The sequence below is a fragment of the Streptomyces bullii genome (assembly GCF_042657145.1).
Taxonomy (GTDB): Bacteria; Actinomycetota; Actinomycetes; order Streptomycetales; family Streptomycetaceae; genus Streptomyces; species Streptomyces bullii.
In genome coordinates this window covers 143542-169559 of sequence record NZ_JBHSNY010000005.1, presented here as the reverse complement: position 1 = coordinate 169559, position 26018 = coordinate 143542, and the positions used below count along the sequence as shown (strand labels likewise).

Sequence of the window (26018 nt, the reverse complement as noted above, 5' to 3'; positions counted from 1 at the left end):
ACGAATCCCTCAACAAGTGAAGGGCCGACCGCCGGGTAACCCGGCGTGGTCCTGTGGTTTGAAGAGGGGTTCCGGTGATCTGTGGAGGCCGGTGTTGCGGGCCGTCCCGATCGCCACGTAGAGACTCGCAAACCTCAGCGGCGGATACAACCCCTTCAGGAAAGTTTTTTTTGATTCTTCGGTGTCGACTAGGTCACAGCCGTACTTCCATGGGGTGGACCCTGGCCTAAACGTTCGAGTGAAAGGACTTTAGCCCCTTCTGCTCACACAATCACACGCAGTGCACGGCGTACGCCTGTGAACGTCACGCTCGTACGCAGCCCCAGGTGGTCACCGTCCATCTGCAGGGGGAGCGGCACCTTCGAATGCAAGGTGAACCGGTCCATGTCGTGCAGGCAGACCGCGTGCCTGCCGTGAGGTCCGCGCTCGGGGGACGAAGTGAGCAACTGGGTGCCATACCGGGCAACGGCGGCCGTGGACAGGCGGCTGAGACCGAAGAGGTCGAGGCCGTTATCGAACGAGGCCTTAGGCGACGCGTAGATCGGGCGATTACCCAGAAACGTCCAGGGAGAGGTGTTCGAGACTATGGAGAGGACGAGATCGGTGACCGGCTCCTCGCCTGCGCGTTCCAGGGTGATCGTGCCGTGCCGGCGGTGCGGCTCACCGAGGAGCTGACGCACCACCTGACGTATGTAAAGAGCGTGTGTGGACTTCTTGCCGCGCTCCCGGTGCTGCTCCACCCGGCCGACCACGCCGGCGTCGAAGCCGAGGCCCGCGTTGAAGGTGAACCAGCGGGCGGGGACCGCCTCGTCCTCGGTGCCCGGCGTGCCGGAGGTGAGCCCCAGGCCGACGGTGCGCTCGCTGCCGTCGCGCAGGGCGTCCAGCAGGGCGCCGGTCGCCTCCACCGCGTCGTTGGGCAGGCCGAGAGCGCGGGCGAAGACGTTGGTGGAGCCGCCGGGGACCACGGCGAGTCCGGGCAGGTGCTCCGGGTCGGGCCCGCCGTGCAGGAGGCCGTTGACGACCTCGTTGACCGTGCCGTCGCCGCCGAGGGCGACCACCAGGTCGATGTCCTCGCTCTCCGCCGCCTGCCGGCCCAGGTCGCGGGCGTGGCCGCGGTACTTGGTGGTGACCGCCTCGAGTTTCATCTCGCTCGCCAGCGCGTGGATCAGCACGTCGCGCGTGCGCGCACTTGTGGTGGTTGCCGCCGGATTGACCACGAGAAGTGCACGCATGGGTTGCAGAGTACCTACTGGGCGGTACCGGGCACAGGGCGAGGTAGGGATCGGGTAAGAGATCACGGAGTGAACCTCGGCACGGGGGCGCGTGAGACGGCGGCTACCCTGCAGGAGTGAGCAGTGAGCAGACCCCCACCACCTCGGACACGCCGGACACCGCCGGCCCCCGCCCGCGGCGCCTGACGTACGCGGCGGCGCTGGCCGCCCTGGAGGGGCTGGCGCTGGTGGTCGGTGGGGCCTGGATGCTCGTCATGGGACTGACGGGGCACCCGGACGACCGGCAGCAGGCGGTGACCGGGGGCATCACGCTGATCGTGCTCGCGCTGCTGCCGCTGCTCGCCGCCCGCGGACTGCTCGCCCGCCGCAGCTGGAGCCGTGGCCCGGCCGTCATCACACAGATCATGGCGCTTCCGGTGGCCTACAACCTGCTGCGGGCCGACAGCATCTCGATCCCGGCGGGGATCGCGCTCGCCGTCGTGGCCGTCGCGGCGCTGGTGCTGCTGGTCAACCCGGAGACGACCCGGGCCCTCGGGATCAAGGGACCCGGGAACGCGTCCCGGAAGTAACGGCTGACCCTCCCGCGGGCAGCGGGGCCGGGGTCACTCCTCCACGAGGAGCTTCTCCCGCAGCTGGGCCAGCGTCCGGGCCAGCAGCCGCGAGACGTGCATCTGCGAGATCCCGACCTCCTGCGCGATCTGCGACTGGGTCATGTTGCCGAAGAACCGCAGCAGCAGGATCCGCTTCTCGCGCGGCGGCAGGTCCTCCAGCAGCGGCTTGAGCGACTCCCGGTACTCCACGCCCTCCAGCGCCTCGTCCTCCGCGCCGAGGGTGTCCGCGACCGCCGGGGACTCGTCGTCGGTGTCGGGGACGTCCAGGGACAGCGTGGAGTACGCGTTGGCGGACTCCAGGCCCTCCAGGACCTCCTCCTCCGAAATCGACAGCTTCTCGGCGAGCTCGTGGACCGTGGGGGAGCGGCCGTGCAGCTGCGAGAGCTCCGCCGTGGCCGTCGTCAGCGAGAGGCGCAGTTCCTGCAGCCGGCGCGGCACGCGCACCGCCCAGCCCTTGTCCCGGAAGTGCCGCTTGATCTCGCCGACGACCGTAGGGGTCGCGTACGTCGAGAACTCGACGCCGCGGTCCGGGTCGAAGCGGTCGACGGACTTGATCAGCCCGATGGTGGCGACCTGCGTCAGGTCGTCCAGCGGCTCTCCGCGGTTGCGGAAACGGCGTGCGAGGTGCTCGACGAGCGGCAGGTGCATGCGGACCAGCCGGTTGCGCAGCTCCCCGTACTCGGGGCTGTCCTTCTCCAGCTCGCGCAGCTTGAGGAACATGGCCCGCGCCTCGCTGCGGTCCTGAGGGTCGTGCGACGTGTTCTGCGCACCGCGCACCCTCAGTGCCTCGTCCTCGGAGTCTCGCTCGTGCTCGCTCATCGTCCCGCCCGTCGCCCTTCCCCGAGCGCTCGCCTCCTCCGCCACCCTCGACCCCGCGCGAGTGGGAGGACCCCCCGGGGAGGCCCCGGTACGACCTGCTGGAGGCGCGCTCCGTACGGCACCCGTCCGATTCCGCCGACCGCTGCCCGGGACGGCCTGCGTGGGGTCGTCCTCCGGATGCGGCCGGGCCTGCTCGGGGATGCCGTCGACGCCGTCCGCCATGTGCCGGGATGCGTCCGGACCGCCCGTGCCCGCGCCGTCTGCCGGCAGCTCCCGTGTGCCGATCTCTTCGTCCCGCACCGGCCCGTCCCCGTTCCTCACGCCGGCCCGGGTCCCGCGCCGCGCTGTTTGTAGAGGCTGATCGAAACGGTTTTGTCCTCGTCCACGGCGGAGGAGACCTTGCCCGCGAGCGCGGACAGGACGGTCCAGGCGAAGGTGTCCCGCGAGGGGGCGTGGCCGTCCGTGGTCGGCGCCGAGACGGTGACCTCGAGTGAGTCGTCGACGAGTCGGAAGACACAGCTGAGCACCGAGCCGGGCACGGCCTGCTGCAGCAGGATCGCGCATGCCTCGTCCACCGCGATGCGCAGGTCCTCGATCTCGTCGAGGGTGAAGTCCAAACGGGCCGCGAGACCGGCCGTGGCCGTACGCAGCACCGACAGGTAGGCACCCGCGGCCGGCAGCCGGACTTCCACGAAGTCCTGGGTCGCGGGCTCGCCTGCGATCTGGGACACCCTCACCTCCATGGTGGTACAAGCGTTTCAGGGCCGAGGGTCGCCCCCCGGGGTAACGCGATTCGTGGTTCAGCGGTGACGCTATCGCGCTGTCGGCGTTCCTGTCCCCGGGACCCCAACCCCTTGCCGTCACTCACAGTAAACCTGTGGATACGCTCCGTGTCTAGGGGTTCGGCGGGCCCAAATGGGAAGAGCGGGCGCCGGATTGACGTACCCAGACGTCAGACCGTCGAACCGTCCGCATCCAGGGTCGCACGCTGCTCCCGATCCAGGGTCGCACGACGTCACACCAGAACGTGGTCGACGAAGCACCAGCGCCAGGTCTCGCCGGGCTCGAAGGTCCGCATCACCGGGTGCCCCGACTCCTTGTGGTGCTCGGTGGCGTGCCGTCCCGGCGAGGAGTCGCAGCAGCCGACGTGACCACAGCTCAGGCACAACCGCAGTTGCACCGGGTCCGTGCCGTCCCGCAGACACTCCGGACAGCTCTCGCTCAGCGGCTCGGGTTCCGGGTGCGGCAGCGCGTCGGCGTGCGTGCACTGTTTCATGATTGCCAGGTTACGACGGGCGTGCGGTCGACCGTGCGGAAAAAGAGGGCGGGCGAGGACGATGGACGTGATGCCGCTGCTGTTGCTGGTGGCGGGCAGTGCCGCGATCGCCGCGGCGGCCCGCCGCACACCGGTGCCGGCGCCGTTGCTGCTGGTCGCGGTGGGTCTGGTGGTGTCGTACGTGCCCGGGGTGCCCGACTACACCCTCGACCCGCACATCGTCCTGCCTCTGCTGCTGCCTCCGCTGCTGTACACGGCGGCCACCGACAGCTCCTACCTCGATCTGCGGGCGCAACTGCGGCCCGTGGCTCTGTTGTCGGTCGGCTACGTGCTCTTCGCGACCTTCGCCGTCGGCTGGGCCCTGTACCTGCTCGTCCCCGATCTGCCGCTGACCGCGGCCCTGGTGTTCGGCGCGGTGGTGGCACCGCCGGACGCGGTCGCGGCCACGGCGGTGGCACGCCGGGTCGGGCTGCCGTCGCGGATCACGACGATCCTGCAGGGCGAGTCCCTCTTCAACGACGCCACCGCGATCACCGCCTTCAAGGTGGCCCTGGCGGCCGCGGTCGGCGAGGGCGCCACCTGGGCCGGCGGAGTCGCCGAGTTCCTGATCGCGGCGATCGGCGGCGTCGGGGTCGGGCTGGTGCTCATGGCGCCGATCCACTGGCTGCGCACCCACGTGAAGGACGCGCTGCCGCAGAACACGCTCTCCCTGCTGATCCCGTTCGTCGCCTACGCGGCCGCCGAGCAGGTGCACGCCTCCGGCGTCCTCGCCGTCGTGGTCGTCGCCCTCTACCTCGGGCACCGCGCGTGGGAGGTCGACTTCGCCACCCGCCTGCAGGAGGACGCGGTGTGGAAGATGGTCGCCTTCGTCCTGGAGTCGGCCGTGTTCGCGCTGATCGGACTGCAACTGCCGGTGGTCCTGCGCGGCCTCGGCGAGTACGAGGGGGCCGACGCCGCCTGGTACGCGCTCGCCGTGTTCCTGGTGGTCGTCGCGGCCCGGTTCGTATGGGTGTACCCGGCCACCCTCCTGCCGCGGGTGTTCTCCGCCAAGATCAGGGAGCGCGAGGCGAACGAGACCTGGAAGGGGCCGTTCGTCGTCGGATGGGCCGGCATGAGGGGCGTGGTGTCCCTGGCCATCGCCTTCTCGATCCCCCTCACCCTGCACGACGGCGGCGAACCCTTCCCGCAGCGCAACCTGATCCTGTTCCTGACCTTCACCACGGTCATCGGCACCCTGGTCGTGCAGGGCCTGACCCTGCCCCCGCTGATCCGGCTGCTGCAGTTCCCCGCGCGGGACACCCGGGCGGAGACGCTCGCCGAGGCCAACGCCCAGGCCCAGGCCTCCCGGGCCGCCGAGCGACGCCTGGACGAACTCCTCTCCGACGAGCGCAACGCCCTGCCCGCCCCGCTCGTCGACCGCCTGCGCGCGGTCGTGGAACGCCGCCGCAACGCGGTCTGGGAACGGCTCGGCCAGGTCAACCCCGTCACCGGCGAGACCGTCGACGACACCTACCGGCGACTGTCCCGGGAGGTGATCAGCGCCGAGCGCGAGGTGTTCGTGCGGCTCCGGGACGGCCGCTACATCGACGACGAGATGCTGCGCACCCTGCTGCGCAGGCTGGACCTGGAGGAGGCGGCGGCGTACCGGGAGGCCGGGTGAGGCTTCGGGGCCGGCAGCGTTCCGGTCCGGGACGACCACGCCGAGCCGGGTGCGGGCGATCCATGACGACGCGGCGGCGGTACTGGCCGGGGTCGTGCCGGAGGACCCTCGGAACCCGGCCACCTGGCCCACCTGGGCGAGCCTTGCGTCCCACTCGACGGCGCCGCACCTCCACCTCGCCCACCGCCCCGAACTGCGCACGACGCTGGTGGGCGCGCTGCACTTCCTCATTCGCAGCGGCCGGCCGCGGCACGCCGTGGAGCTTGCCTCCGCGTTGCGCGAGGAGTGGACCGGCCAGCTGGGTCGCGACCATCCCGATGTGCTGACGTGCATGCACTACCTGGGGCATGCGACGTCCGACAGCGGCGACGTGCTGGAAGCGCGCCCCATCATCGCGGACACGTTCGTGCGCTGCCGTGCCACTCTCGGCGACGAACACCCCGACACGCTGCACTCCGCGAACGACCTCGCGGCGGTCCACAGGCAACTGGGCGTGGACGCTGAAGCGTTGCGCATATGCGAGGACACCCTCGCGCGCCGCCGCCGGGTGCGGGCGACGCACACCCGGACACGCTGACGTCCGCCAACAACCTGGCCACTGCTCTGCACTCGTGGGACGAACTCCCCAAGGCCCGCACCGTAGGGGAAGACGCCCTCGCCACGTCCCGCCCGTGTCCTCGGTGACGACCACCCCAACACGTTGCGGACGTCCGTCACGGTGGCCATCACCCTGACGAAGCCCGGTGAGACGGCGGCAGGGCGCGCACTGGCCAGGCAGACGCTGGAGCGCAGCCGTCATGTCCTCGGCGACGACCACCCCGATACGTTGCAGGCCGCGCAGATCCTGGCCTCGTGCTCTACGAGATGCACGCACACGAGGAGGCGCGTCGACTGGACGGGACACGCTGGAGCGCCGGCGTCGCATGTTCGGCGACGACCGTCCGGAAACACTCGAGTCCGTGCGCGACCTCGCCCTCACCCTGCACGCACAGCGCGCCCATGCCGAGGCGGCCCGGCTCCTGGAGGACACCCTGAACCGGCAGCGGCGCATCCTCGGTCCCGAGCGCCGGGACACCAAGCGCACAGCCCACTCCCTCGCCGCCACCTACTCGGCCATGGGAAAGAAGTCCCAAGCCCAGAAACTCCAGAAACTCCTGGCCGAGACCACCACCAAGCCCAAGCGCAGGTTCCGGCGCAAGAGCCGCTGATCAGACGGTGAAGGGCGTCCCCGTGATCACGGCAGCCACCGCCGTCCCCTCCGGGAACGCCCCTTCGTCCACCAGATGGAGCAGCCCGTACAGCATCTTGGCCACATACAGCCGCTCCACCCGCACCCCGTGCCGCTCCTCGAAATCCTCGGCGAAGCCGTGAAGTTCCGGCGTCGTACGCCCGTACCCGCCGAAGTGGAACCGCTCGTCGAGGTCCCACTCGCCGCGCGGCCCGCCGAAGGCGGCCTCCTGGAGGCGCCGTATCCCGGTGTGCAGGAAGCCGCCCTTGAGCACCGGTATGCCCAGCGCCCGCTGCCCGGGCCCCAGTCCGGCCGCAAGTCCCGCCAGCGTGCCTCCCGTGCCACAGGCGATGGCGACCGCCTCGGCACGCCCCCGCAGCTCCTCGCCGAGCGCACGGCACGCCCGTACGGCCGGCGCGTTGCTGCCGCCCTCCGGCACCACGTACGCGCCCTCCGCGTCCGCTGCCCGCAGCACCGCCGCCAGCGTGGCCCGATCCGCCTTCGCGCGGTAGGTCGCCCGGTCGACGAAGTGCAGTCGCATGCCGTCGGCGACGCAGCGCGCGAGCGAGGGGTTGAGGGGGCGGTCGGCCAGCTCCTCGCCGCGGACCACGCCGATCGTGGACAGCCCGAGGAGGCGGCCCGCGGCGGCGGTGGCCCGCAGGTGGTTGGAGTACGCGCCGCCGAACGTGACGATCGGGCGCCCGGCGGCCGCCGTGAGGTTGGGCGCCAGCTTGCGCCATTTGTTGCCGATCAGCTCCGGGTGGATCAGGTCGTCCCGCTTCAGCAGCAGCCGGACCCCGCGCCGCCCGAAGCGGTCGTCCGCCACCTCCCGCAGCGGGGAGGGCAGGCGGGGGTGGAGGGCGTCCAAGCTGGTCACGGCACCATTGTCGGACAGCCGGTCACTTCAGGCGGTCGCGGATCCGGGTGCGCATCGCCGTCATCGTGAAACCGCGCGGGTCGACCTTGCCCGGCTGCCACTCCAGGTGCCCGATCACCGACCGTTCCGTCCAGCCGTGGTGGCGGCACACCGCGGCGGCCGCTCTCTCGATCGCCTCCAGCTGGGCCGCCGGCCAGGGGTCCTGGCCGTCGCCCAGGTTCTCGCACTCGAAACCGTAGAAGTGCCGGTTGCCGTCGGTGTTCTTCTCGTTGTCGCTCGGCAGCGCCTTCTCGGCGATCACCGCGCGCAGGACGTCGTCGTCCCCGAGCCCCGCGTGGTTGGCGCGGCCGTAGCCGACGAGGTGGACCCTGCCGTCCTTGGTGATGACGCCGTGGCACAGCGGCCCGGGCAGGTCCGCGTAGCCGTCGCGGCAGATCTCCACGGTCCGGGCGCTGCCCTTGGTGACGGTGTGGTGGATCATCACGCCGTGGACCGGGCCCCACGGCCCCTTGTGGTTGCGGTTGTGGTTGCGCCAGTCGCCGACCTCGACGACGGTGAGGCCCTCCGCCCTCAGCGCCTTCAGGAAACCGCTCGCGGACATGGGTGAGGCCATGACCGCCTCCTTCGTACGGCGGCGACGGCCGCCCGTCGCGGCCGCCTCGTACCGCTGCTTGTACCGAATCGGAGCGCACCGAACTACTCGTTCGGGCCGCGTGCGATCCGATCCGGACACCGTTCGCCTGAGCGAACGCCGCTGGACAGGGGCCCCATGTGTGCCCAGCGGATCGAAGATCCATTCCCGCTCTTTCGGGTAATAGCAGGACCACGCTGCGTGAGAAAGGCTGGTGCCTGCACATCGATGCCCGACGCGGATGGCGCGGGGTATGACCGGGAGGGGCAGTTCTCTATGTCGGTAGGCGAAGAGGTCCGCACGGAGGCGACCAGGCCGCAGCAGAGCCTCGGCACAGCGGCCGCGCGGAACCTGGCCACCACGACCAAGTCCGTGCCGCAGATGCAGGAGATCAGCTCCCGCTGGCTGCTGCGCATGCTGCCCTGGGTGGACATCCAGGGCGGTACGTACCGGGTCAACCGACGGCTGACGTACGCCGTGGGCGACGGCCGGCTGACGTTTGTGAAGACCGGCGACCGCGTCGAGATCATTCCCGCCGAGCTGGGGGAGCTGCCGGCGCTGCGGTCCTACGAGGACGAGGAGGTGCTCTCGGAACTCGCCCGGCGCTGCGAGCAGCGCTGGTTCGCGCCCGGCGAGCTGATCGCCTCCTTCGGCAGCCAGAACGACGAGGTGTACCTGCTGGCGCACGGCAGGGTGGAGAAGCTCGGCACCGGCCCCTACGGGGACGACGAGTCCCTCGGAGTCCTCGCCGACGGCGCCTACTTCGGCGACCGGGCGCTGCTCGACGAGGACGCCATCTGGGAGTACACGGCTCGCGCGCTCACCGCCTGCACGGTGCTCGTCCTGTCCCGCGAGCACGTCGAGCAGATCGCGGAGCGCTCCGACTCCCTGCGCGAGCAGCTCGACCAGCGGCGTTCGGTGCCCGGGCAGCGCACCAACAAGTACGGCGAGAAGGAGATCGACCTCGCTGCAGGCCACTCCGGCGAGCCGGACATCCCGCACACGTTCGTCGACTACGAGGCCAGTCCCCGTGAGTACGAACTGAGCGTCGCGCAGACCGTGTTGCGCATCCACACGCGCGTGGCCGACCTCTACAACCAGCCCATGAACCAGACCGAACAGCAGATCCGGCTGACCGTCGAGGCGCTGAAGGAGCGTCAGGAGCACGAGCTCGTCAACAACCGGGACTTCGGCCTGCTCCACAACTGCGAGTACGACCAGCGGATCCAGCCGCACGACGGCGTACCGGGCCCCGACGACATGGACGAACTGCTCAGCAGGCGCCGGGGCACCAAGCTGTTCCTCGCCCATCCGCGGGCGATCGCCGCGTTCGGCCGCGAGCTCAACAAACGCGGACTCGTCCCCGAGACCATCGACATGGGCGGCCACCGCATCCCGACCTGGCGCGGCGTGCCGATCTTCCCGTGCAACAAGATCCCGGTCAGCGACGCCCGTACGTCCTCGATCATCGCCCTGCGTACCGGCGAGCAGGAGCAGGGCGTCATCGGTCTGCGGGCCGCGGGCATCCCGGACGAGATCGAGCCGAGCCTGTCGGTGCGCTTCATGGGCATCAACGAACAAGCCATCATCAAGTACCTGGTCACGACCTACTATTCGGCGGCGGTGCTGGTACCGGACGCGCTCGGTGTCCTGGAGAACGTCGAGATCGGCCGCTGGCGGTGACGCTCCCTGCTGGTACGCCGCATCCCCGCCCGCCCGGGCGGGTACACCCTGGGGGTACGCGCCCGGCGGCGGCGCAACCGCCACCGTCCGCTCCTCTCCGAGGTGGTCCCATGGGTGAGTCCCTGACGGAGTTCGTGACGGAGACCCAGCAGCCCGGCACCGAGGTGCTCCGGCCGGCCGGAGCGCTGGAAAGGCGGAGGTCCGCAGGGAGGCAGCGGGACGGCAGGCCGGGATCGGCCGACGGGCACGAGGCGGAGATGCTCCTGGCGCGGACCAGGGCGGCGGTGGACCCGGTGCTGCGGGCGGCGCTCGAGACGCTGCCCGTCCCGATGCGCCGGATCGCGCTCCACCACTTCGGCTGGCAGGAGGCGGACGGCACCCCGGCGGCGGGCGGTTCGGGCAAGGCGATCCGCCCCGCGCTGGTCCTCGCCGCGGCCGCCGCCCTCGGCGGCCCCGAGGCCCGGGAGGTGTCGGTCCAGGCGGCAGCGGCGGTGGAGCTGGTGCACAACTTCACGCTGCTGCACGACGACGTGATGGACCGGGACACCACCCGGCGGCACCGGCCCACGGCGTGGGCGGTGTTCGGCGACGCCGACGCGATCCTCGCCGGGGACGCCCTCCAGGCGCTGGCCCTGCGGCTCCTCGCCGAGGATCCGCACCCGGCGGCCCCGGCCGCCGCCGCCCGGCTCGCGGACTGCGTCGTCGAACTGTGCGCGGGCCAGCACGCGGACACCGCCCTGGAGCGGTGCCGTCCCGGCGAGGTCACCCTCGACGAGACGCTCGCCATGGCCGAGGCCAAGACGGGAGCGCTGCTGGGCTGCGCCTGCGCGATCGGCGCGCTGTACGCGGGCACCGGGGAGGCGGACGTGGCGGCGCTGGACGCGTTCGGCCGGGAGGCCGGGCTGGCCTTCCAGCTCATCGACGACGTCATCGGCATATGGGGCGATCCACACCGCACCGGCAAGCCGGCCGGCGCGGACCTGGCCGCCCGCAAGAAGTCACTGCCGGTGGTCGCGGCGCTCACTTCGGGCACCCCGGCCGCCGCCGAACTCGCCGAGTTGTACGAAGCACCCCGGGGCGAGGAGGACTTGGAGCACATCGCCCTGACCGTGGAGCGGGCGGGCGGCCGTGACTGGGCGCAGGGCCAGGCGGCCGACCGGATGGCCCGGGCGATGCGGCACCTGGCCTGCGCGGTGCCCGATCCGGAGGCGGCCGGGGGCCTGCTGGCCCTGGCCGAGTTCGTGACGCGGCGCAGCAGCTGACCGGCTGACGTCCCAGAGCCCCGGAGCGCCGGGGCCGTGCGGCTCCTGACCCGCACGGCCGCCGGTGCTCCGGTCGGGCGGGTCCCGCACTACCCCACGATGTGCGGGACCCGTCCCACGCCCGTCCCGCACTCCTTCCCGCACACCACCCCCTCCCCTCACCTCACCCCGTCTCTCCCCCCGCTCCGTCTCTCCCGCCTCTTCTCGTTCTTCTCGTCTCTTCTCTTCTCGTCTCGTCCGAATCTGGCCGCGCCCGACGCCTTCGGCCCGGCTAGGCTGCAACGGCCGGAAGGTCAAGGCCGGTTGACAGCGGACGAAGGGACGGGGCATGGGCGTGGCGATCCGGACGGCGGGCGAGGAGGACCGGGAGCCGGTCGTCCGGCTGCTGGACGAGGCCTTCCAGGACGACCCGGTCAGCGCCTGGGTCTTCCCCGGCGAGGAGTACCGCCGCACGGCCCACCCGAAGCTCATGGCCGCCTTCACCGACATCGTGCTCGCCCAGGGGCGCATCGACGTCACGGAGGACGGTTCGGCCTGCGCGCTGTGGATGTCCGCGCCGGCCGAGGGCCACGGGGACGACACCGACGGCTCCGACGGCGCTCCCGACGACGGCCCCGCACTGGTGCGGGAGGCCGTCGACCCGGAGAACGAGCGGGTGGAGCTGATCGGCCGGCTCACCGCCGACATCCACCCCTCCGGGCGGGCCCACGAGTACCTGTGGATGATCGGCGTGGCACCCCGGCGGCAGGGCGAGGGGCTCGGCACGGCCCTCGTCCAGCATGTCCTGGACCGTTGCGACCGCGAGGGACTGCCCGCCTACCTGGAGGCGAGCAGCGCGCGCAGCCGCAAGCTCTACGAGCGCCTCGGCTTCGAGCTTGTCGGCGAACCCCTCGACCTGCCGGACGGCCCGCGGATGTGGCCCATGTGGCGCGAGCCGCAGGCGGCGACCGGCCGATAGGGCCGGTCGTTCCGAACACGCCAGGGCCTGCCGTTCGATCACGCCGCGGAGGCGGCCCTGGCGCACGCATGCGGAATCTCTTCTCCCACTTCGTACGGACTCCCGTTATTCCCTTGCGACCACTACAGGCGAAGTACTACAACTGGAGTCGTCACCGACACCCCACGAAAAGAGACCGGCTTGCGCAAGCTCACGTACTTCATCGCCTGCTCCGTCGACGGCTTCATCGGGGACCCGGACGGCGACGCGTCGGCCATGTACCCCTTCGTGGACGAGGAGTTCCTCGCGTTCCTCACCAGCGAGTACCCGGAGACCGTGGCGACCCAGGGCCGGCGGGCCCTGGGCATCGACGACCTGGAGAACAAGAGGTTCGACACGATCATCCAGGGCCGCGGCAGCTACGACGTGGCCCTGAAGGAGGGCATCCCCAGCCCTTACGCCCACCTGCGCGAGTACGTCGCCTCCCGCACCCTGGCGGAGTCGCCCGACCCGAACGTCGAGATCATCGCCGACGACCTGGTCGGCACCGTCCGCGCGCTGAAGTCCGAGGACAGCCGGTACGGCATCTACCTGTGCGGCGGCTCCCGGCTCGCCGGGGACCTGCTCGACGAGATCGACGAGCTGGTCATCAAGACCTATCCGATCGTGTACGGCTCCGGCATGCCGATGTTCGGCTCCGGGTTCGCCGTCTCGGAGTTCACGCTGCAGTCGGTGCGTACGTTCGCCAACGGCGTCCTGGTCCGGACGTACGACAGGAAGCGCTGAGGCCCCGCCCGGCCTACGCTGAGGGCATGGGCAGCGATGCACGCGTCTGTCCCGTCTGCGGACAGCCAGTGGAGACGGTCGTCCGGCGTCACAAGACGCTGGGCGCGTGGGTCCCGGTGTGGGTGCCCGGCCCGTGCCGCAACCCCGAGTGCGAGGCGTACGACGCCCAGGACGCCGAAGCGGTGGCCGCCCCGGCCGGCAGCAGGGGCGCCAGGGCCCACAGAGCCGGCACAGCCGTCAAAGACGGCACACACGGCAAGGCCGGCGAGGGCGCCGAGACCGGCAAGGGTGCCGAGACCGGCAAGGGTGCCGAGGCCGGTGAGGGCGCCAAGGCCAAGGAGACCACGGAGGAGCAGCGGGGAACCACCGCCGCGCAGAATCCCTGAGCGAACGCCCCTGAGAAGCGTGACGAGAGGGGCGGCCGCGTCGAGAGATGATGAGCCTGCCGGAACAGCGGTGTCCGCGGGCGAGGGTGGCGCGGTCGAAGGGCTAGCGTAGGGGCATGGACACGGTGGGGGGACGGCGACGACGCCGCGTGTGGCGGTGGGCCGTGGGTGTATGGGCGACCGTGGTGCTCGTCGGGGGCGGGCTCACCCTGTGGCTGCAGGACGCGGCCGAGCCGCGGCGGTACGGATGGGAGCCGGCGGAGTCGGACCCGGACCTGAGACCGGAGCCCCTGAAGTACGGCGACTACGCCACGCTGTGCCCGAGCGGCGGGGTCGCCGACGACGGCACCTTCGTGGCGTGCGCGGTCCAGACGACCCGGTAGCCGCCGATCGCGTCATGCCGGCGGCAGCCCGCCCGTCCGCGGATCCCGCCCGGTCAGGCAGTACGTGCCGCCCGCCGGATCCCGCAGCACCGTCCAGTGGTCGAAGGCGCCCACGAACCCTGCGCCGAGTTCCTCGTGCCACGCCCGCGTCGCCGGGATGTCCGCGCAGGCCAGGTCGAGGTGCGTGGAGGCGGGGCGCTCCTCGTCGAGGCGTTGCAGGAGCACGCGGAGGGGCAGTCCCGGCGGTGGCTTGACCACGTGGAACTCCGGGAGCGAGCCGGGCAGCGACTCCCAGCCGTCCAGCAGGGCGCTCCAGAAGGCGACCTCCCGCTCGTAGGCCGAGGGCGGGATGTCGACGCACACCTGGTCCAGCCGGCTGCCCCGCACGACGGGCGGCCGTACCGACTCACCGTCCCAGGGAACCGCGCAGAACGACTGCCCGGCGGGGGAGCGCAGGACGACCAGAGCCCCGAGGTCGGCGACCACGTCCGCGCCGAGCCGCACCGCCGTCGCCGCGAACGCCGGTACGTCGTCGACACACAGGTCGAGATGCGCGCCGCCGGCGCCCGATGCCACCGCCTGGATTTTCACGCAGGCGTCGGCGCCCTCGGGCACCAGCGTCCCGAACTCCTCGTGCGCGCCGCGCAGTGGGGAGAGCCGGGTGTCCGTGACGGCGGTCCAGAAGGCGCAGGCGGCGGCGAAGTGTTCACGCGGCCGGTCGACGAAGGCGTACGCCCAGCGGATGCTCATGGGCGCGATCGTAGAACGGCAGACACCGCCGCCCTCACTGGATTTCAGCCCCCGGACCGACACGGACCCACGGCCGGGCACACGAGGGGGGTCCAAGGACCGGACGACGGAGCCGGTGACCGGACGGACGGTGGATTCAGCCGCCGGTGCGCTCCATGAACCGCAGCAGGTTCCCCGCCGGGTCACGGAACGCGCAGTCCCGCACCCCGTACGGCTGGTCCATCGGCTCCTGGATCACGTCGACACCGGCGGCCCGGACGCGGTCGAAGAGGTCGTCGCAGTCGGCGGTGGTGAAGATGACCCCGCGCAGCATCCCCTTGGCCAACAGCTCGGCCATCGCCTGACGGTCGCCGGGGGAGGCGTCCGGGTTCGCCGCGGGCGGCTCCAGCACGATCTCCACGTCCGGCTGGAGCGGGGACCCGACGGTCACCCACCGCATGCCCTCGAAACCGACGTCGTTGCGGACCTCCAGGCCCAGCACGTCCCGGTAGAAGGCGAGCGCCTTGTCGTGGTCGTCGACGGCGATGAAGCACTGGTGGAGTTTCAGGTCCATGAGGCCCAATCTACGAGCGTCTGGGCCGGGTGTACGCCCGCGCCACACACGCCGGGACCACCGCGCCCGCCTCGTGCGAGCGGGCCCGGTACGCGCTCGGCGTCTCGCCGACCAGCTCGGTGAAACGGGAGCTGAACGACCCCAGGGACGTACAGCCGACCGCATGGCACACCTGCGTCACCGACAGATCGCCCCGCCGCAGCAGGGCCTTGGCCCGCTCGACGCGGCGGGTCATCAGATACCCGTACGGCGTCTCCCCGAAGGCGGCACGGAAGCTGCGCTGAAAGTGCCCCGGGGACATCAGCGCGGTACGGGCGAGCGCGGCGATGTCGAGGGGCTCGGCATACTCGCGATCCATCCGATCCCGGGCCCGCCGCAGCCGAACCAGATCCTCCAGGTCCATCCCAGCAGCATCCCACGCACCGACATGCGCCCGGCCCCGGACCCCGACGGCGCTTCCGCCGGACACGGCGAAGGGGCCCGGCCGGCTTTCCGGTCGGACCCCTTCGGAATGCCCGCCGACCTCGCGATGGTGCACCGATCGCCGGTCGCCGAGAACAGGCCGGTGAGTCAGGCCTTCTTGGTCTCCCAGAAGATCTTGTCGATCTGGGCGATGTAGTCCAGCGCCTTCTGGCCGGTGGCCGGGTCGGTCGAGCCCTTGGCGGCCGAGAGGGCCTTGAGGGTGTCGTTGACCAGCTGGTGCAGCTCCGGGTACTTCTCGAAGTGCGGTGCCTTGAAGTAGTCGCTCCAGAGCACGGAGACGTGGTGCTTCGCGAGCTCCGCGCGCTGCTCCTTGATGGTGGTGGCACGCGCCTGGAAGTGCGGGTCGTCGTTGCCGGCCATCTTCTCCTGGATGGCCTTCACCGACTCCGCCTCGATGCGGGCCTGGGCCGGGTCGTACACACCGCAGGGCAGGTCGCAGTGCGCGCTGACCTTGACCTTGGGGGCAAACAGGCGGGAAAGCATGAAGCGTTCCTTCCTCGTGATCGTCTTCTCAGGGGGGACATTACTCCCTGGGCGACCGCTTTTGGCGAGTGCCCCCTTGGGCTTAGGACAAAAGTCCGGGGTGAGACTGGGACTGGTGGAGGATCGGACCGGGAGGTGCCGGGTGAGGCCGGAACTGTCGCAGGAGCCGGACCGGGGCAGGGCCGCGCCCTTCGGGGTGGCCGAGGTCACCGGGCCGTCCATGGTGCCCACTCTGTACCACGGGGACCTGCTCCTGGTGCACTACGGGGCCCGGGTCCGGCCCGGGGACGTCATCGTGCTGCGGCATCCGTTCCAGCAGGACCTGCTCGTCGTCAAGCGGGCCGCCGAGCGGCGAGAGGGCGGCTGGTGGGTGCTCGGCGACAACACGTACGCCGGCGGCGACAGCACCGACTACGGGGTCGTGCCCGACGAGCTGGTGCTGGGCAGGGCCCGCTTCCGTTACCGCCCGCGCAGACCCGGTCAGCGCTCCCCGCTGGCCCTGCTGGGCTGGGCGCTGTCGGCGGCCAGGCCGGTCTTCCCGGTCAGGTCCGGCCGGGCCGCCTCCAGGCGTTTTCGGGCCCGGTAGGCCGCCACGTTGGCGCGGGTCGCGCAGCGGTCGGAGCAGTAGCGCCGGGAGCGGTTGGTCGAGGTGTCCAGGTAGGCGTTGCGGCACGGCGGGGCCTCGCACAGGCCGAGGCGGTCCACGCCGTACTCGGTGAGATGGAACGCCAGGCCCATCGCGGCGATCGCGGCGTAACCGGCGGTCGCGTTGGAGGGGTGGTCCGCCAGGTGCATGTGCCACAGCGGGCGGCCGTCGTCGTCGCGGAAGTCGTGGCCGGAGATCTGCGGGCTGACGGGGAACTCCAGCAGCAGCGAGTTCAGCAGGTCCACGGCGAGCGTCTCGTCGCCCGAGTCCGCCGCCTCGAACACCGCGCGCAGCCGGGCACGGACCGAGCGGAACCGCGTCACGTCCGCCTCGGTGGCGCGGCGCGCGGCCGACTGGTTGCCCCCGAAGAGGTCGCGGACGGCCTCGATCGAGGTCAGGATGTCCTTCCCCCGGACCGGCTCCTCGGTGTTGACGAGGCGGACGGCGTAGTCCGAGTAATAGGCCAGTTCCACTTGTAGTCCTTACGAAGGGGCTCTAGGGTCATGCCAACGGTCAGGTAACAGCTGATCGCGCTTCCAGGGTATTACGGCATGGACGTGAGGGAGGGGCTCGATGACGGACGCGGACACCACCACGGCCGCCGCCGACTGGCACGCCTGGCAGGAGAGCTGGGACCGGCAGCAGGAGTGGTACCTGCCCGACCGCGAGGAACGCTTCCGGGTCATGCTCGACATGGTGGAGGCCCTCGTCGGCACCTCCCCGCGCGTGCTGGACCTCGCGTGCGGCACGGGAAGCATCACGGCCCGGCTGCTCGCCCGGTTTCCTGACGCCACCAGCACCGGCGTCGACCTGGACCCCGCGCTCCTGGCCATCGCCGAGGGCACCTTCGCGGGCGACGAGCGGGTCACCCTCGTGACCGCCGACCTGAAGGACCCGGACTGGCCGGCGAAGCTGCCGCACGACACGTACGACGCCGTCCTGACCGCCACCGCCCTGCACTGGCTGCACCGTGAATCCCTCGCGGCTCTCTACGGCCAGATCGCGGAGCTCGTCCGCGACGGCGGTGTCCTGATGAACGCGGACCACATGATCGACGAGACGACGCCCCGGATCAACGCCGCCGAGCGCGCCCAGCGCCACGCCCGCATGGAACAGGCCAAGCGCGACGGCACCCTCGACTGGACCGGCTGGTGGCGGCTCGCCGCCGAGGACCCGGTGCTGGCGGAGCCCGCGGCGCGGCGGTACGAGATCTACGGCGAGCACGCCGACGGCGACATGCCGCCGGTGGCCTGGCACGCGCGCGTGCTGCGCGAGAAGGGATTCGGCGAGGTACGGCCGGTGTGGTGCTCGCCGTCCGACACCCTGCTGCTGGCCCTGAGGTAGCCCACGGGGAAGGGGCGGTACGGAGTTCCGTACCGCCCCTTGCCGTGTGTGCGCCAGCCTGTCGTCAGAGCACCTTGGACAGGAAGGACTTCGTCCGCTCGTGCTGCGGGTTCGTCAGCACCTCGCGCGGGTGACCGGATTCCACCACCACACCGCCGTCCATGAAGACCAGACTGTCGCCCACCTCGCGGGCGAAGCCCATCTCGTGGGTGACGACCACCATCGTCATGCCCGACTCGGCCAGGTCGCGCATGACGTCGAGGACGTCACCGACCAGCTCCGGGTCGAGGGCCGAGGTCGGCTCGTCGAACAGCATCAGCTTCGGGTCCATCGCCAGCGCCCGGGCGATCGCCACGCGCTGCTGCTGGCCGCCGGAGAGCTGCGAGGGGTAGTTGCCGGCCTTGTCGCCCAGGCCCACGCGCTCCAGCAGCTGCAGCGCGCGCTCCTTGGCCTGGGCCCGGTTCACGCCCTTGACCTGCACCGGCGCCTCGATGACGTTCTCCAGCGCGGTCATGTGCGGGAACAGGTTGAAGCGCTGGAAGACCATGCCGATGTCCCGGCGCTTGAGCGCGACCTCGCTGTCCTTGAGCTCGTACAGCTTGTCGCCCTTCTGGCGGTAGCCGACGAGCTCACCGTCGACGTAGAGACGGCCGGCGTTGATCTTCTCCAGGTGGTTGATGCACCTGAGGAAGGTCGACTTGCCGGAGCCGGAGGGGCCGATGAGGCAGAACACCTCGCCGGACTTCACCTCCAGGTCGATGCCCTTGAGGACCTCGACGGGACCGAAGGACTTGTGGACGCCCTCGGCCTTGACCATTGCTGTACTCATCGGATCAACGCCTCCAGGCCGAGAGGGAGAGCATGTTCGCCTTGACCTTCTGCCACGGCGTCGGCGGCAGCTGGCGGCTGGAGCCGCGGGCGTAGTACCTCTCAAGGTAGTACTGGCCCACGCTGAACACCGAGGTCAGCAGCAGGTACCAGGCCGCCGCCAGGAACAGCATCTCGGCCGGGGCGCCGGAGGTCTGGCCGATGTCCTGCGCCACACGGAACAGCTCGGAGTACTGGACGACCGACACCAGCGAGGTCGTCTTCAGCATGTTGATGACCTCGTTGCCCGTCGGCGGCACGATCACGCGCATCGCCTGCGGGATGACGATCCGGCGCAGCGTCTTGGCGTGGCTCATGCCCAGCGCGTGCGCCGCCTCCGTCTGGCCCTCGTCGACCGAGAGCAGACCGGCACGGCAGATCTCCGCCATGTACGCGGCCTCGTTGAGGCCGAGGCCCAGCAGCGCCGTGAGGAACGGGGTCATGAAGTCCGACCACTCGTCCCGGTAGAACGGCCCGAGGTTGATGTACTCGAAGACCAGGCCCAGGTTGAACCAGACCACCAGCTGCACCAGGACCGGGGTGCCGCGGAAGAACCAGATGTAGAACCAGGCGATCCACGAGGTCACGGGGTTCTTCGACAGGCGCATCACGGCGAGCAGGATGCCGCCGACGATGCCGATCACCATGGACAGGACGGTGATCAGCAGCGTCTTGCCCACACCGCTGAGGACACGGTCGTCGAGGAAGTAGTCCGGGATCGCACCCCAGTTGATCTTGCCCTGGGAGAACGCGTAGATGATCCCGCCCAGCAGGGCGAGAGCGACGACGGCGGAGACGTACCGCCCGTAGTGCCGGACCGGGATGGCCTTGATGGCCTCCGGCCCGGCCGGGGGCGTGTCGGCCGAGCCCGCCGTCTTGTCGATGTCAACAGTCACGGATGTTGCCTTTCAGTGCCGCTGCGTCGCGGTCACTTGCCGCCGTTGATGGTGGCTTCCTTCACGGCGCCGTCCGTGACGCCCCACTTGGTGAGGATCTTCTCGTACTCGCCGTTCTTGATGATCGCGTCCAGCGCCGCCTTGAGGGCGTCCCGCAGCTGCGTCTGGTCCTTGGCGACCGCGATGCCGTACGGAGCGGCCTCGACCTGCTCGCCGACGATCTGGAAGTCCTTGCCGCCGCCGGAGGTCTTCACCGCGTACGCGGCGACCGGGAAGTCGGAGGATCCGGCGTCCGCGCCGCCCGCGCGCAGGCGGGTCTGGGCCTGCTGGTCGTTGTCGAAGGCCTCGATGGCGATCTTCTTGCCGGCCGGGCACTTCTTCGACTCCGCCTTGGCGAGGTCCTCGGAGACCGTGCCGCGCTGCAGCACGATCTTCTTGCCGCACAGGTCCGACCAGCCCTTGATGCCCTGGTCGTCGCCCTTCTTGGTGTAGATCGAGACACCGGCCGTGAAGTAGTCGACGAAGTCGACGCCCTCACCGACCTTCTTGCCGGTGTCGGAGTCGATGCCCTCCTGGCGGTCCTTGGTGTCGGTCATCGCGGACATGGCGATGTCGTACCGCTTGGAGCGCAGACCCGTGATCAGGGTGTCGAAGGTGCCGTTCTCGAACTGGAACGTCACGCCGAGCTGCTTGCCCATGGCGGCGGCGATGTCCGGGTCGATGCCGACCGTCTTGCCGGAGCCGTCCTTGAACTCGACCGGGGCGTAGGCGATGTCGGAACCGACCTTGATGACGCCCTTGTCGCGGATGGACTGCGGCAGCTTGTCGGCGAGCGGCGCCGTGGTGGTCTTGGCGGTCTGGCTGCCCGAGCCGTTGTCCTTGGTCTGGTCACCGCATCCGGTGAGCATCAGCGCGCCTGCGACCGCGATCGCACCGACCGCTGCTAGCCGGGAGTGCGCGGCGGTCGAACGACGGGTGGAGCTTGCGGTCATGGTGGGTTCCTCCGGCGGATGGGTGGAGTTGCCGATGGGGCCGGCGGCAGCCGAGGGGGTCGGCAGCGCCATAGGTCGACGACAGCACACGTCTTCGAGTGCCGCGACCTCGTCTGATTACCGCATCTTGCCATTCGGACTGCGCCATTCAGGGGGCCAGCCATGTCAAAATCGGATAACGGGAGACCCTCGAAGCACACCACTCCGGTACATCACGGCCGGACCTTCTGCGGGAATACTGCCTTCCGGCCGGAAGATCTTCGGCGTATCTCAGGATGTGGATGCCTGGGTGCCGTGTTCGTCAGCGCTTGAGCGATTGCCCCGGTTTTGGCTGTCGCTTGTCCTGAAATCGTGTGATGAGTCGGGCGGCCGGTATGTGACCTTCGCGTTATGGACTCGTCGCCGAAGCGGTCCGTCCGGTAAGAAGGTTCTTTACACCCCTCATCCGGGGCTCAGGGCGCGTGTGCGGCGCGCCCGTCGCGTATGTGCCCGTACGTATCCCGTACAGAGCACCACCTGGGCCGTGCGCGGTGCCCGCCCACTTCTCAACCAGGAGTGGCCACCCTCAACCATTAAAGACTTAAGGGGTAAAACCAAGTGGCAGCGGAGATTGTCAATCCTCGCAGCGAGAGCGCGGATCATACGGGTCAGGAGGGCGGTGCGGAGCCCCTCGATTCGTTCGATCCGGCTTTCGCGCTGCACCGCGGCGGCAAGATGGCCGTGCAGGCCACGGTGCCGGTCCGTGACAAGGACGACCTGTCCCTGGCGTACACGCCCGGCGTCGCGAAGGTGTGCAGCGCGATCGCCGAGCAGCCGGACCTCGTCCACGACTACACGTGGAAGTCGTCGGTGGTCGCCGTCGTGACGGACGGCACGGCCGTGCTGGGGCTCGGGGACATCGGGCCCGAGGCCTCCCTCCCGGTGATGGAGGGCAAGGCGATTCTGTTCAAGCAGTTCGGGGGCGTGGACGCCGTTCCGATCGCCCTGGACTGCACCGAGGTCGACGAGATCGTGGAGACGGTCGTCCGCATGGCGCCGTCGTTCGGCGGCGTGAACCTGGAGGACATCTCGGCGCCCCGGTGCTTCGAGATCGAGCGCAGGCTCCAGGAGCGGCTGGACATCCCGGTCTTCCACGACGACCAGCACGGTACGGCCGTCGTGACGCTGGCGGCCCTGCGGAACGCCGCGCGGCTGAGCGGTCGCGGGCTGGGCGATCTGCGGGCCGTGATCTCGGGTGCGGGCGCGGCGGGTGTGGCGATCGCCAAGATGCTGGTCGAGGCCGGGATCGGGGACGTCGCGGTGGCCGACCGCAAGGGCGTCGTGTCGGCGGACCGGGACGATCTGACGCCGGTGAAGCGTGAGCTGGCCGGGTTCACCAACAAGGCGGGCCTCTCCGGGTCGCTGGAGGCGGCGCTGGCCGGAGCCGACGTCTTCATCGGTGTCTCCGGCGGTACGGTGCCGGAGTCCGCGGTGGCGTCCATGGCGGAGGGGGCTTTCGTCTTCGCGATGGCCAACCCCAACCCCGAGGTGCACCCCGACGTGGCGCACAAGTACGCGGCCGTCGTCGCGACCGGGCGGTCCGACTTCCCCAACCAGATCAACAACGTCCTGGCGTTCCCGGGGATCTTCGCGGGCGCCCTGCAGGTGCGGGCCTCCCGGATCACCGAGGGGATGAAGCTGGCCGCCGCGGAGGCGCTGGCGTCGGTGGTCGGTGACGACCTCGCGGCGGACTACGTCATTCCGTCGCCGTTCGACGAGCGGGTCGCTCCGGCCGTGACGGCAGCGGTGGCCGCGGCCGCGCGGGCCGAGGGCGTGGCGCGCCGCTGAGCTGAGCCGTGTTCGGCCGAATGGCCCCGCCCCGCTGGGCGGGGCCATTTCTTTACCGGGGGTGCGGCCGTTTCTTTACCCGGGGGTGCGGCCGTTCGGGTGGTTCCGCCCCGCGTCCGGCTCCGCACCGGGGTCCGCCGCCCGGGAGGCTCGGTCGGCGTCCTTGGCAAGAGGGTGTGTCTCACAAGGGTGTGTGGTTCCGTCGGCCGGGTGAGGCCCCTATCGTCAAGGTCATGTTCGCTGTCTACGCCGCCCGAATCGACCGCGACCAGCCGCTGAACGGTCTGGAGTTGGGCGAGCGCCCGGCTCCCGAGGCCCGTCCCGGCTGGAGCACCGTCAAGGTCAGGGCCGCCTCCCTCAACCATCACGACCTGTGGTCCCTGCGGGGTGTCGGCCTCGCAGAGGACAAGCTGCCGATGATCCTCGGCTGCGACGCCGCCGGCGTCGACGAGGACGGAAACGAGGTCGTCCTGCACTCCGTGATCGGCCAGAGCGGTCACGGTGTCGGGCCGAACGAGCCCCGCTCCATCCTCACCGAGCGCTACCAGGGCACCTTCGCCGAGCAGGTCGCCGTCCCGACGTGGAACGTCCTCCCGAAGCCCAGGGAGCTCTCCTTCGAGGAGGCCGCCTGTCTGCCGACCGCCTGGCTGACGGCGTACCGGATGCTCTTCACCAACGCTGGGGTCAGGCCCGGCGACTCCGTTCTCGTGCAGGGCGCCGGCGGCGGTGTCGCCACGGCCGCCATCGTGCTGGGCAAGGCGGCGGGCCTGCGCGTCTTCGCCACCAGCCGGGACGAGGCCAAGCGGAAGCGGGCCGTGGAGCTGGGCGCCGTGGAGGCGTTGGAGTCGGGCGCGCGGCTGCCGCAGCGGGTCGACGCCGTCATCGAGACCGTCGGGGCGGCCACGTGGTCCCACTCGGTGAAGTCGCTCAAGCCCGGCGGCACCCTGGTCATCTCCGGCGCCACCAGCGGTGACCGGCCCTCACACGCCGAGCTGACCCGGATCTTCTTCCTGGAGCTCAAGGTCGTGGGGTCGACGATGGGCACCAAGGACGAGCTGGAGGACCTGCTCGCGTTCTGCGCCGCCACCGGTGTGCGGCCCGTCATCGACGAGGTGCTGCCGATGGACCTGGCCCGTGAGGGGTTCGAACGGCTCGCGTCGGGCGATCAGTTCGGGAAGATCGTGCTCACCAACTCCTGAGCGGCACCCGCGTCCCTGACGGGTTCCTGCCGAGCGACGGCCGGTCCGGTTTCCGGGCCGGCCGTCCGCATGTCAACGATGGTTGACAACGCTGGCGTGTCAACGTAGGTTGACGTCATGACCGAAGCAACGGATCTCGCCGAGCGCGCGGGCGACCGCGATCCCCGGGTCGGACTGCGGGCCGTCGCCGCGCTGCGCAGGCTGCTGGAGCAGCTGGAGGCGGTACAGGTGCGCAGTGCGCGCCATCAGGGCTGGTCGTGGCAGGAGATCGCCACCGAACTCGGCGTGAGCAGGCAGGCCGTGCACAAGAAGTACGGGAGGCATTGATGTTCGAGCGGTTCACGCGGGACGCCCGTCAGGTGGTCAAAGGGGCGGTCGAGTACGCGGAGCAGGCCGGCGCGCCGAGCGTCGACCCCGAGCACCTGGTGCTCTCCGTGCTCGACCGCCGGGGCAGCCGCGCCTCCTTCGCGCTGGCGGCCCTGGGGCTCGCCGAGCGCGGCGAGTCGGTGCGGGCGGCGCTGGCGGAGGCGCGGCGGCGGGCCGGGCTGTCCCGGGCCGACGCCGACGCGCTGGCCGGCCTGGGGATCGACGTGTCGGAGATCGTCGCCCGGGTGGAGGAGGTGCACGGGGTGGGCGCCATGTCCGGTGACCGGAAGGACAGGGCGTGGTGGTCGGGACGCCGGACGAGCTTCGGCCGGGGCGCCAAGGAGGTTCTGGAGAAGTCCCTGCGCGTCGCCCTCGCCCGACGTGACCGGCACATCGGTGACGAGCACATCCTGATGGCCCTGACCGTCCGGCCGGGTGCGCCCGCGGAGGTCCTCGCCGACCACGGGGTGACGTACGAGTCCCTGACGCGGGTGCTGTACGGGGACGGCGAGGCCAAGGCGGGCTGAGCCGCCGAACCGGTGGCCGAGTCGCCCGGCTCACCCACCGGGCTCTGCCCGGCCGCCGCCGAGCCCTCTTCCTTGGCGCGCTGCCCCTGCCGCTCGTCCTGATCTCCGTGGCCGTACGCGGCTCCACCGGGGCCGACGCCCAGGTGGCGGCGGACCTCCTCGGCGGGTGCGTGCGCACCCTCATGATGCCGACGCGGCAGGCGGCTCAGGACATCGGTGTGCGCGGCAGGCGGCGAGCGGGCTCAGGCCTTCGGGGCGCGCAGCAGGGCCCCTATATGGGCCGCCGCCGTCGACAGATGGCGGCGGGCCTCGCGAAGCTGCCCGGCCGTGACGCCGTGGTCCCGGGCCGCGTCACGGATGTCGTCCCGGAAGCGGTCGAGCAGGCGGTCCAGGTCGCGGGCCGGGTCGCCGGTGGAGTCCAGGTGGCCCTCCTGTGCCCAGGCCGGCTCGAAGTCGGCGGGGAAGTCCTCCGGGGCGTACGTGTACGCGGGTTCCCCGGCCGGCTTCCCCGCCCCGTTGCGGCCGAAGCCGTGGCCCGCCCCGGTGTCCTTGCCAAAGGTGCCACCGAACTCGCCGAACTCCTTGACGAGTTCGCTCAGGCCTTCCCGCAGCCCAGTCGGCCAGTCGCCCCGGGCGAAGTGTGTCTGCACCTGCTCCTGGACCCGCCGGGCGATGCGCTGGACCTCCTCCTGTGCCTGGGCGCGGGCCCGCTCCTGTGCCTCCTTGGCCTGGCGCCTGGCGCGCTGGGCCTCCTCACGGGCGCGGCGGCTCTCATCCTTGGCGCGCCGGGCCTGCTCCTTCCACTCCTGCTTGACGCGCCGCATCTCCTCCTTGGCGGCGCGCCAGGCCTCCTTGTCGCCGTAGTCCGCGAAGTCGCCGAAGGGGCCGGTCTCGGCACCGGGCACCCCGGTGGCGCCGGTGTCCCGGCGGGCCTCGCTGGCCGCCGCCCGCATCTCCCGGCGCAGATCCCCCGCCGCGCCCCGCACGTCGGCCCGGATCTCGGCGGCCAGTTCGGCGACCGACTCCCGGATCTCCAGCTCCAGGTCGGCCAGCTCGCCACTGCGGTCGGCCAGCTCGGCGCGGCCCGCGTCCGTGATCGAGTAGACCTTGCGGCCGCCCTCCGTGGTGTGGGTCACCAGACCCTCGGCCTCCAGCTTGGCCAGGCGCGGATACACCGTGCCCGCCGACGGGGCGTACAGGCCCTGGAAGCGCTCCTCGAGGAGACGGATCACCTCGTAGCCGTGGCGCGGGGACTCGTCCAGCAGTTTCAGGAGGTACAGGCGCAGGCGGCCGTGGGCGAAGACGGGAGGCATG

At 70.9% G+C, this 26018-nt stretch carries 31 protein-coding genes and 2 pseudogenes; 18 read left to right on the top strand and 15 right to left on the bottom strand.

Annotation, left to right across the window (positions count from 1 at the left end):
• Positions 1 to 263: 263 nt before the first annotated feature.
• The gene (locus ACFPZJ_RS15445) at positions 264 to 1232 is read right to left on the bottom strand and encodes a diacylglycerol/lipid kinase family protein (RefSeq protein WP_381021544.1); all 969 of its coding nucleotides are present in this window, start codon (positions 1230 to 1232) and stop codon (positions 264 to 266) included.
• Between the two features lie 116 nt (positions 1233 to 1348).
• On the opposite strand from ACFPZJ_RS15445, the gene ACFPZJ_RS15440 reads away from it, so the two are divergent.
• Positions 1349 to 1801, top strand: a complete 453-nt coding sequence (locus tag ACFPZJ_RS15440) for a hypothetical protein (RefSeq protein WP_381021543.1) — start codon at positions 1349 to 1351, stop codon at positions 1799 to 1801.
• Between the two features lie 33 nt (positions 1802 to 1834).
• Here the strand turns inward: ACFPZJ_RS15440 and ACFPZJ_RS15435 are convergent, their stop codons facing one another.
• The 3 genes from ACFPZJ_RS15435 to ACFPZJ_RS15425 form a co-directional block, all read right to left on the bottom strand.
• Positions 1835 to 2962, bottom strand: coding sequence for an RNA polymerase sigma factor SigF (locus ACFPZJ_RS15435; RefSeq protein WP_381021541.1), 1128 nt, complete (start codon positions 2960 to 2962; stop codon positions 1835 to 1837).
• A gap of 17 nt (positions 2963 to 2979) precedes the next feature.
• Positions 2980 to 3393, bottom strand: a complete 414-nt coding sequence (locus tag ACFPZJ_RS15430; protein WP_004925829.1) for an ATP-binding protein — start codon at positions 3391 to 3393, stop codon at positions 2980 to 2982.
• A gap of 284 nt (positions 3394 to 3677) precedes the next feature.
• Positions 3678 to 3938 carry a UBP-type zinc finger domain-containing protein gene (locus ACFPZJ_RS15425; protein WP_381021540.1) on the bottom strand — a complete coding sequence of 87 codons (261 nt, stop codon included), beginning with the start codon at positions 3936 to 3938 and terminating at the stop codon, positions 3678 to 3680.
• 61 nt (positions 3939 to 3999) lie between these two features.
• On the opposite strand from ACFPZJ_RS15425, the gene ACFPZJ_RS15420 reads away from it, so the two are divergent.
• The 4 genes and pseudogenes from ACFPZJ_RS15420 (at position 4000) to ACFPZJ_RS15405 (ending at position 6806) form a co-directional block, all read left to right on the top strand.
• Complete coding sequence (locus tag ACFPZJ_RS15420; RefSeq protein ID WP_381021538.1) at positions 4000 to 5598, top strand: Na+/H+ antiporter; 1599 nt, start codon at positions 4000 to 4002, stop codon at positions 5596 to 5598.
• A gap of 49 nt (positions 5599 to 5647) precedes the next feature.
• Positions 5648 to 6175 carry a tetratricopeptide repeat protein gene (locus ACFPZJ_RS15415; protein ID WP_381021536.1) on the top strand — a complete coding sequence of 176 codons (528 nt, stop codon included), beginning with the start codon at positions 5648 to 5650 and terminating at the stop codon, positions 6173 to 6175.
• 141 nt (positions 6176 to 6316) lie between these two features.
• A pseudogene (locus ACFPZJ_RS15410) lies at positions 6317 to 6409 on the top strand (hypothetical protein); the annotation flags it as partial.
• A gap of 148 nt (positions 6410 to 6557) precedes the next feature.
• Positions 6558 to 6806, top strand: coding sequence for a tetratricopeptide repeat protein (locus ACFPZJ_RS15405; RefSeq protein WP_381021534.1), 249 nt, complete (start codon positions 6558 to 6560; stop codon positions 6804 to 6806).
• Here ACFPZJ_RS15405 and ACFPZJ_RS15400 read toward each other — a convergent pair whose 3' ends face one another.
• Complete coding sequence (locus ACFPZJ_RS15400; protein ID WP_381021532.1) at positions 6807 to 7703, bottom strand: 1-aminocyclopropane-1-carboxylate deaminase/D-cysteine desulfhydrase; 897 nt, start codon at positions 7701 to 7703, stop codon at positions 6807 to 6809.
• A 22-nt stretch (positions 7704 to 7725) separates the two neighbouring features.
• Entirely contained in the window at positions 7726 to 8316 is a 591-nt protein-coding gene (locus ACFPZJ_RS15395; RefSeq protein ID WP_381021530.1) for an N-acetylmuramoyl-L-alanine amidase, read from the bottom strand.
• A gap of 294 nt (positions 8317 to 8610) precedes the next feature.
• On the opposite strand from ACFPZJ_RS15395, the gene ACFPZJ_RS15390 reads away from it, so the two are divergent.
• From ACFPZJ_RS15390 to ACFPZJ_RS15365, 6 genes are all read left to right on the top strand, one after another.
• Positions 8611 to 10017, top strand: a complete 1407-nt coding sequence (locus tag ACFPZJ_RS15390) for a family 2B encapsulin nanocompartment shell protein (protein WP_381021529.1) — start codon at positions 8611 to 8613, stop codon at positions 10015 to 10017.
• A gap of 110 nt (positions 10018 to 10127) precedes the next feature.
• Positions 10128 to 11279 carry a family 2 encapsulin nanocompartment cargo protein polyprenyl transferase gene (locus tag ACFPZJ_RS15385; RefSeq protein WP_381021527.1) on the top strand — a complete coding sequence of 384 codons (1152 nt, stop codon included), beginning with the start codon at positions 10128 to 10130 and terminating at the stop codon, positions 11277 to 11279.
• 328 nt (positions 11280 to 11607) lie between these two features.
• Entirely contained in the window at positions 11608 to 12237 is a 630-nt protein-coding gene (locus ACFPZJ_RS15380; protein WP_381021525.1) for a GNAT family N-acetyltransferase, read from the top strand.
• 180 nt (positions 12238 to 12417) lie between these two features.
• Positions 12418 to 13002, top strand: coding sequence for a dihydrofolate reductase family protein (locus ACFPZJ_RS15375; protein WP_381021523.1), 585 nt, complete (start codon positions 12418 to 12420; stop codon positions 13000 to 13002).
• Between the two features lie 26 nt (positions 13003 to 13028).
• The gene (locus ACFPZJ_RS15370; RefSeq protein ID WP_381021521.1) at positions 13029 to 13388 is read left to right on the top strand and encodes a hypothetical protein; all 360 of its coding nucleotides are present in this window, start codon (positions 13029 to 13031) and stop codon (positions 13386 to 13388) included.
• A gap of 116 nt (positions 13389 to 13504) precedes the next feature.
• Positions 13505 to 13771, top strand: coding sequence for a hypothetical protein (locus tag ACFPZJ_RS15365; RefSeq protein ID WP_381021519.1), 267 nt, complete (start codon positions 13505 to 13507; stop codon positions 13769 to 13771).
• A 12-nt stretch (positions 13772 to 13783) separates the two neighbouring features.
• Here the strand turns inward: ACFPZJ_RS15365 and ACFPZJ_RS15360 are convergent, their stop codons facing one another.
• The 4 genes from ACFPZJ_RS15360 to sodN form a co-directional block, all read right to left on the bottom strand.
• Positions 13784 to 14521, bottom strand: coding sequence for a VOC family protein (locus tag ACFPZJ_RS15360; protein ID WP_381021518.1), 738 nt, complete (start codon positions 14519 to 14521; stop codon positions 13784 to 13786).
• A 136-nt stretch (positions 14522 to 14657) separates the two neighbouring features.
• Positions 14658 to 15074, bottom strand: a complete 417-nt coding sequence (locus ACFPZJ_RS15355) for a VOC family protein (protein WP_381021516.1) — start codon at positions 15072 to 15074, stop codon at positions 14658 to 14660.
• Between the two features lie 10 nt (positions 15075 to 15084).
• Positions 15085 to 15477, bottom strand: a complete 393-nt coding sequence (locus ACFPZJ_RS15350; RefSeq protein ID WP_381021514.1) for a helix-turn-helix transcriptional regulator — start codon at positions 15475 to 15477, stop codon at positions 15085 to 15087.
• 167 nt (positions 15478 to 15644) lie between these two features.
• The gene (gene sodN, locus ACFPZJ_RS15345; RefSeq protein WP_381021512.1) at positions 15645 to 16040 is read right to left on the bottom strand and encodes a superoxide dismutase, Ni; all 396 of its coding nucleotides are present in this window, start codon (positions 16038 to 16040) and stop codon (positions 15645 to 15647) included.
• A 142-nt stretch (positions 16041 to 16182) separates the two neighbouring features.
• Between sodN and sodX the strand changes: the two genes are divergently transcribed.
• Positions 16183 to 16626 carry a nickel-type superoxide dismutase maturation protease gene (gene sodX / locus ACFPZJ_RS15340; RefSeq protein ID WP_381021510.1) on the top strand — a complete coding sequence of 148 codons (444 nt, stop codon included), beginning with the start codon at positions 16183 to 16185 and terminating at the stop codon, positions 16624 to 16626.
• Here sodX and ACFPZJ_RS15335 read toward each other — a convergent pair.
• Entirely contained in the window at positions 16521 to 17159 is a 639-nt protein-coding gene (locus ACFPZJ_RS15335) for a CGNR zinc finger domain-containing protein (RefSeq protein WP_381021508.1), read from the bottom strand. The two genes, sodX and ACFPZJ_RS15335, sit on opposite strands and share 106 nt — an antisense overlap.
• A gap of 100 nt (positions 17160 to 17259) precedes the next feature.
• On the opposite strand from ACFPZJ_RS15335, the gene ACFPZJ_RS15330 reads away from it, so the two are divergent.
• The gene (locus ACFPZJ_RS15330) at positions 17260 to 18030 is read left to right on the top strand and encodes a class I SAM-dependent methyltransferase (protein WP_381021506.1); all 771 of its coding nucleotides are present in this window, start codon (positions 17260 to 17262) and stop codon (positions 18028 to 18030) included.
• Positions 18031 to 18094: 64 nt separating this feature from the next.
• Here the strand turns inward: ACFPZJ_RS15330 and ACFPZJ_RS15325 are convergent, their stop codons facing one another.
• The 3 genes from ACFPZJ_RS15325 to ACFPZJ_RS15315 are packed head-to-tail and all read right to left on the bottom strand — an operon-like array spanning position 18095 to position 20785.
• Positions 18095 to 18859, bottom strand: coding sequence for an amino acid ABC transporter ATP-binding protein (locus tag ACFPZJ_RS15325; protein ID WP_381021504.1), 765 nt, complete (start codon positions 18857 to 18859; stop codon positions 18095 to 18097).
• Between the two features lie 4 nt (positions 18860 to 18863).
• Entirely contained in the window at positions 18864 to 19793 is a 930-nt protein-coding gene (locus ACFPZJ_RS15320) for an amino acid ABC transporter permease (RefSeq protein WP_381021502.1), read from the bottom strand.
• 32 nt (positions 19794 to 19825) lie between these two features.
• Positions 19826 to 20785 carry an ABC transporter substrate-binding protein gene (locus ACFPZJ_RS15315; protein WP_381021500.1) on the bottom strand — a complete coding sequence of 320 codons (960 nt, stop codon included), beginning with the start codon at positions 20783 to 20785 and terminating at the stop codon, positions 19826 to 19828.
• A gap of 597 nt (positions 20786 to 21382) precedes the next feature.
• Between ACFPZJ_RS15315 and ACFPZJ_RS15310 the strand changes: the two genes are divergently transcribed.
• The 5 genes and pseudogenes from ACFPZJ_RS15310 to ACFPZJ_RS15290 form a co-directional block, all read left to right on the top strand.
• Positions 21383 to 22612: an NAD(P)-dependent malic enzyme gene (locus ACFPZJ_RS15310; RefSeq protein WP_381021498.1), complete on the top strand. Its 1230-nt coding sequence runs from the start codon at positions 21383 to 21385 to the stop codon at positions 22610 to 22612.
• A 233-nt stretch (positions 22613 to 22845) separates the two neighbouring features.
• Entirely contained in the window at positions 22846 to 23811 is a 966-nt protein-coding gene (locus ACFPZJ_RS15305; RefSeq protein ID WP_381021496.1) for a zinc-binding dehydrogenase, read from the top strand.
• 117 nt (positions 23812 to 23928) lie between these two features.
• Positions 23929 to 24138, top strand: a complete 210-nt coding sequence (locus ACFPZJ_RS15300; protein WP_381021495.1) for a helix-turn-helix domain-containing protein — start codon at positions 23929 to 23931, stop codon at positions 24136 to 24138.
• On the top strand, positions 24138 to 24704 hold the full coding sequence (locus tag ACFPZJ_RS15295) for a Clp protease N-terminal domain-containing protein (RefSeq protein ID WP_381021493.1): 567 nt from the start codon (positions 24138 to 24140) through the stop codon (positions 24702 to 24704). The genes ACFPZJ_RS15300 and ACFPZJ_RS15295 overlap by 1 nt, the downstream gene beginning before the upstream one ends.
• A pseudogene (locus tag ACFPZJ_RS15290) lies at positions 24701 to 24895 on the top strand (hypothetical protein); the annotation flags it as partial. The gene ACFPZJ_RS15295 and the pseudogene ACFPZJ_RS15290, both read left to right, overlap by 4 nt.
• Before the next feature lie 51 nt (positions 24896 to 24946).
• Here ACFPZJ_RS15290 and ACFPZJ_RS15285 read toward each other — a convergent pair.
• Complete coding sequence (locus tag ACFPZJ_RS15285; RefSeq protein WP_381021491.1) at positions 24947 to 26017, bottom strand: PadR family transcriptional regulator; 1071 nt, start codon at positions 26015 to 26017, stop codon at positions 24947 to 24949.
• Position 26018 lies beyond the last annotated feature (1 nt).

Bases quoted from the DNA above. Each gene is read 5' to 3' on its own strand.
- ACFPZJ_RS15445 (WP_381021544.1), bottom strand. From the start codon at position 1,232: ATGCGTGCACTTCTCGTGGTCAATCCGGCGGCAACCACCACAAGTGCG.
- ACFPZJ_RS15425 (WP_381021540.1), bottom strand. From the start codon at position 3,938: ATGAAACAGTGCACGCACGCCGACGCGCTGCCGCACCCGGAACCCGAG.
- ACFPZJ_RS15420 (WP_381021538.1), top strand. From the start codon at position 4,000: ATGGACGTGATGCCGCTGCTGTTGCTGGTGGCGGGCAGTGCCGCGATC.
- ACFPZJ_RS15395 (WP_381021530.1), bottom strand. From the start codon at position 8,316: ATGGCCTCACCCATGTCCGCGAGCGGTTTCCTGAAGGCGCTGAGGGCG.
- ACFPZJ_RS15390 (WP_381021529.1), top strand. From the start codon at position 8,611: ATGTCGGTAGGCGAAGAGGTCCGCACGGAGGCGACCAGGCCGCAGCAG.
- ACFPZJ_RS15385 (WP_381021527.1), top strand. From the start codon at position 10,128: ATGGGTGAGTCCCTGACGGAGTTCGTGACGGAGACCCAGCAGCCCGGC.
- ACFPZJ_RS15380 (WP_381021525.1), top strand. From the start codon at position 11,608: ATGGGCGTGGCGATCCGGACGGCGGGCGAGGAGGACCGGGAGCCGGTC.
- ACFPZJ_RS15370 (WP_381021521.1), top strand. From the start codon at position 13,029: ATGGGCAGCGATGCACGCGTCTGTCCCGTCTGCGGACAGCCAGTGGAG.
- ACFPZJ_RS15365 (WP_381021519.1), top strand. From the start codon at position 13,505: ATGGACACGGTGGGGGGACGGCGACGACGCCGCGTGTGGCGGTGGGCC.
- ACFPZJ_RS15360 (WP_381021518.1), bottom strand. From the start codon at position 14,521: ATGAGCATCCGCTGGGCGTACGCCTTCGTCGACCGGCCGCGTGAACAC.
- ACFPZJ_RS15355 (WP_381021516.1), bottom strand. From the start codon at position 15,074: ATGGACCTGAAACTCCACCAGTGCTTCATCGCCGTCGACGACCACGAC.
- ACFPZJ_RS15350 (WP_381021514.1), bottom strand. From the start codon at position 15,477: ATGGACCTGGAGGATCTGGTTCGGCTGCGGCGGGCCCGGGATCGGATG.
- sodN (WP_381021512.1), bottom strand. From the start codon at position 16,040: ATGCTTTCCCGCCTGTTTGCCCCCAAGGTCAAGGTCAGCGCGCACTGC.
- ACFPZJ_RS15330 (WP_381021506.1), top strand. From the start codon at position 17,260: ATGACGGACGCGGACACCACCACGGCCGCCGCCGACTGGCACGCCTGG.
- ACFPZJ_RS15325 (WP_381021504.1), bottom strand. From the start codon at position 18,859: ATGAGTACAGCAATGGTCAAGGCCGAGGGCGTCCACAAGTCCTTCGGT.
- ACFPZJ_RS15315 (WP_381021500.1), bottom strand. From the start codon at position 20,785: ATGACCGCAAGCTCCACCCGTCGTTCGACCGCCGCGCACTCCCGGCTA.
- ACFPZJ_RS15305 (WP_381021496.1), top strand. From the start codon at position 22,846: ATGTTCGCTGTCTACGCCGCCCGAATCGACCGCGACCAGCCGCTGAAC.
- ACFPZJ_RS15300 (WP_381021495.1), top strand. From the start codon at position 23,929: ATGACCGAAGCAACGGATCTCGCCGAGCGCGCGGGCGACCGCGATCCC.
- ACFPZJ_RS15295 (WP_381021493.1), top strand. From the start codon at position 24,138: ATGTTCGAGCGGTTCACGCGGGACGCCCGTCAGGTGGTCAAAGGGGCG.
- ACFPZJ_RS15285 (WP_381021491.1), bottom strand. From the start codon at position 26,017: ATGCCTCCCGTCTTCGCCCACGGCCGCCTGCGCCTGTACCTCCTGAAA.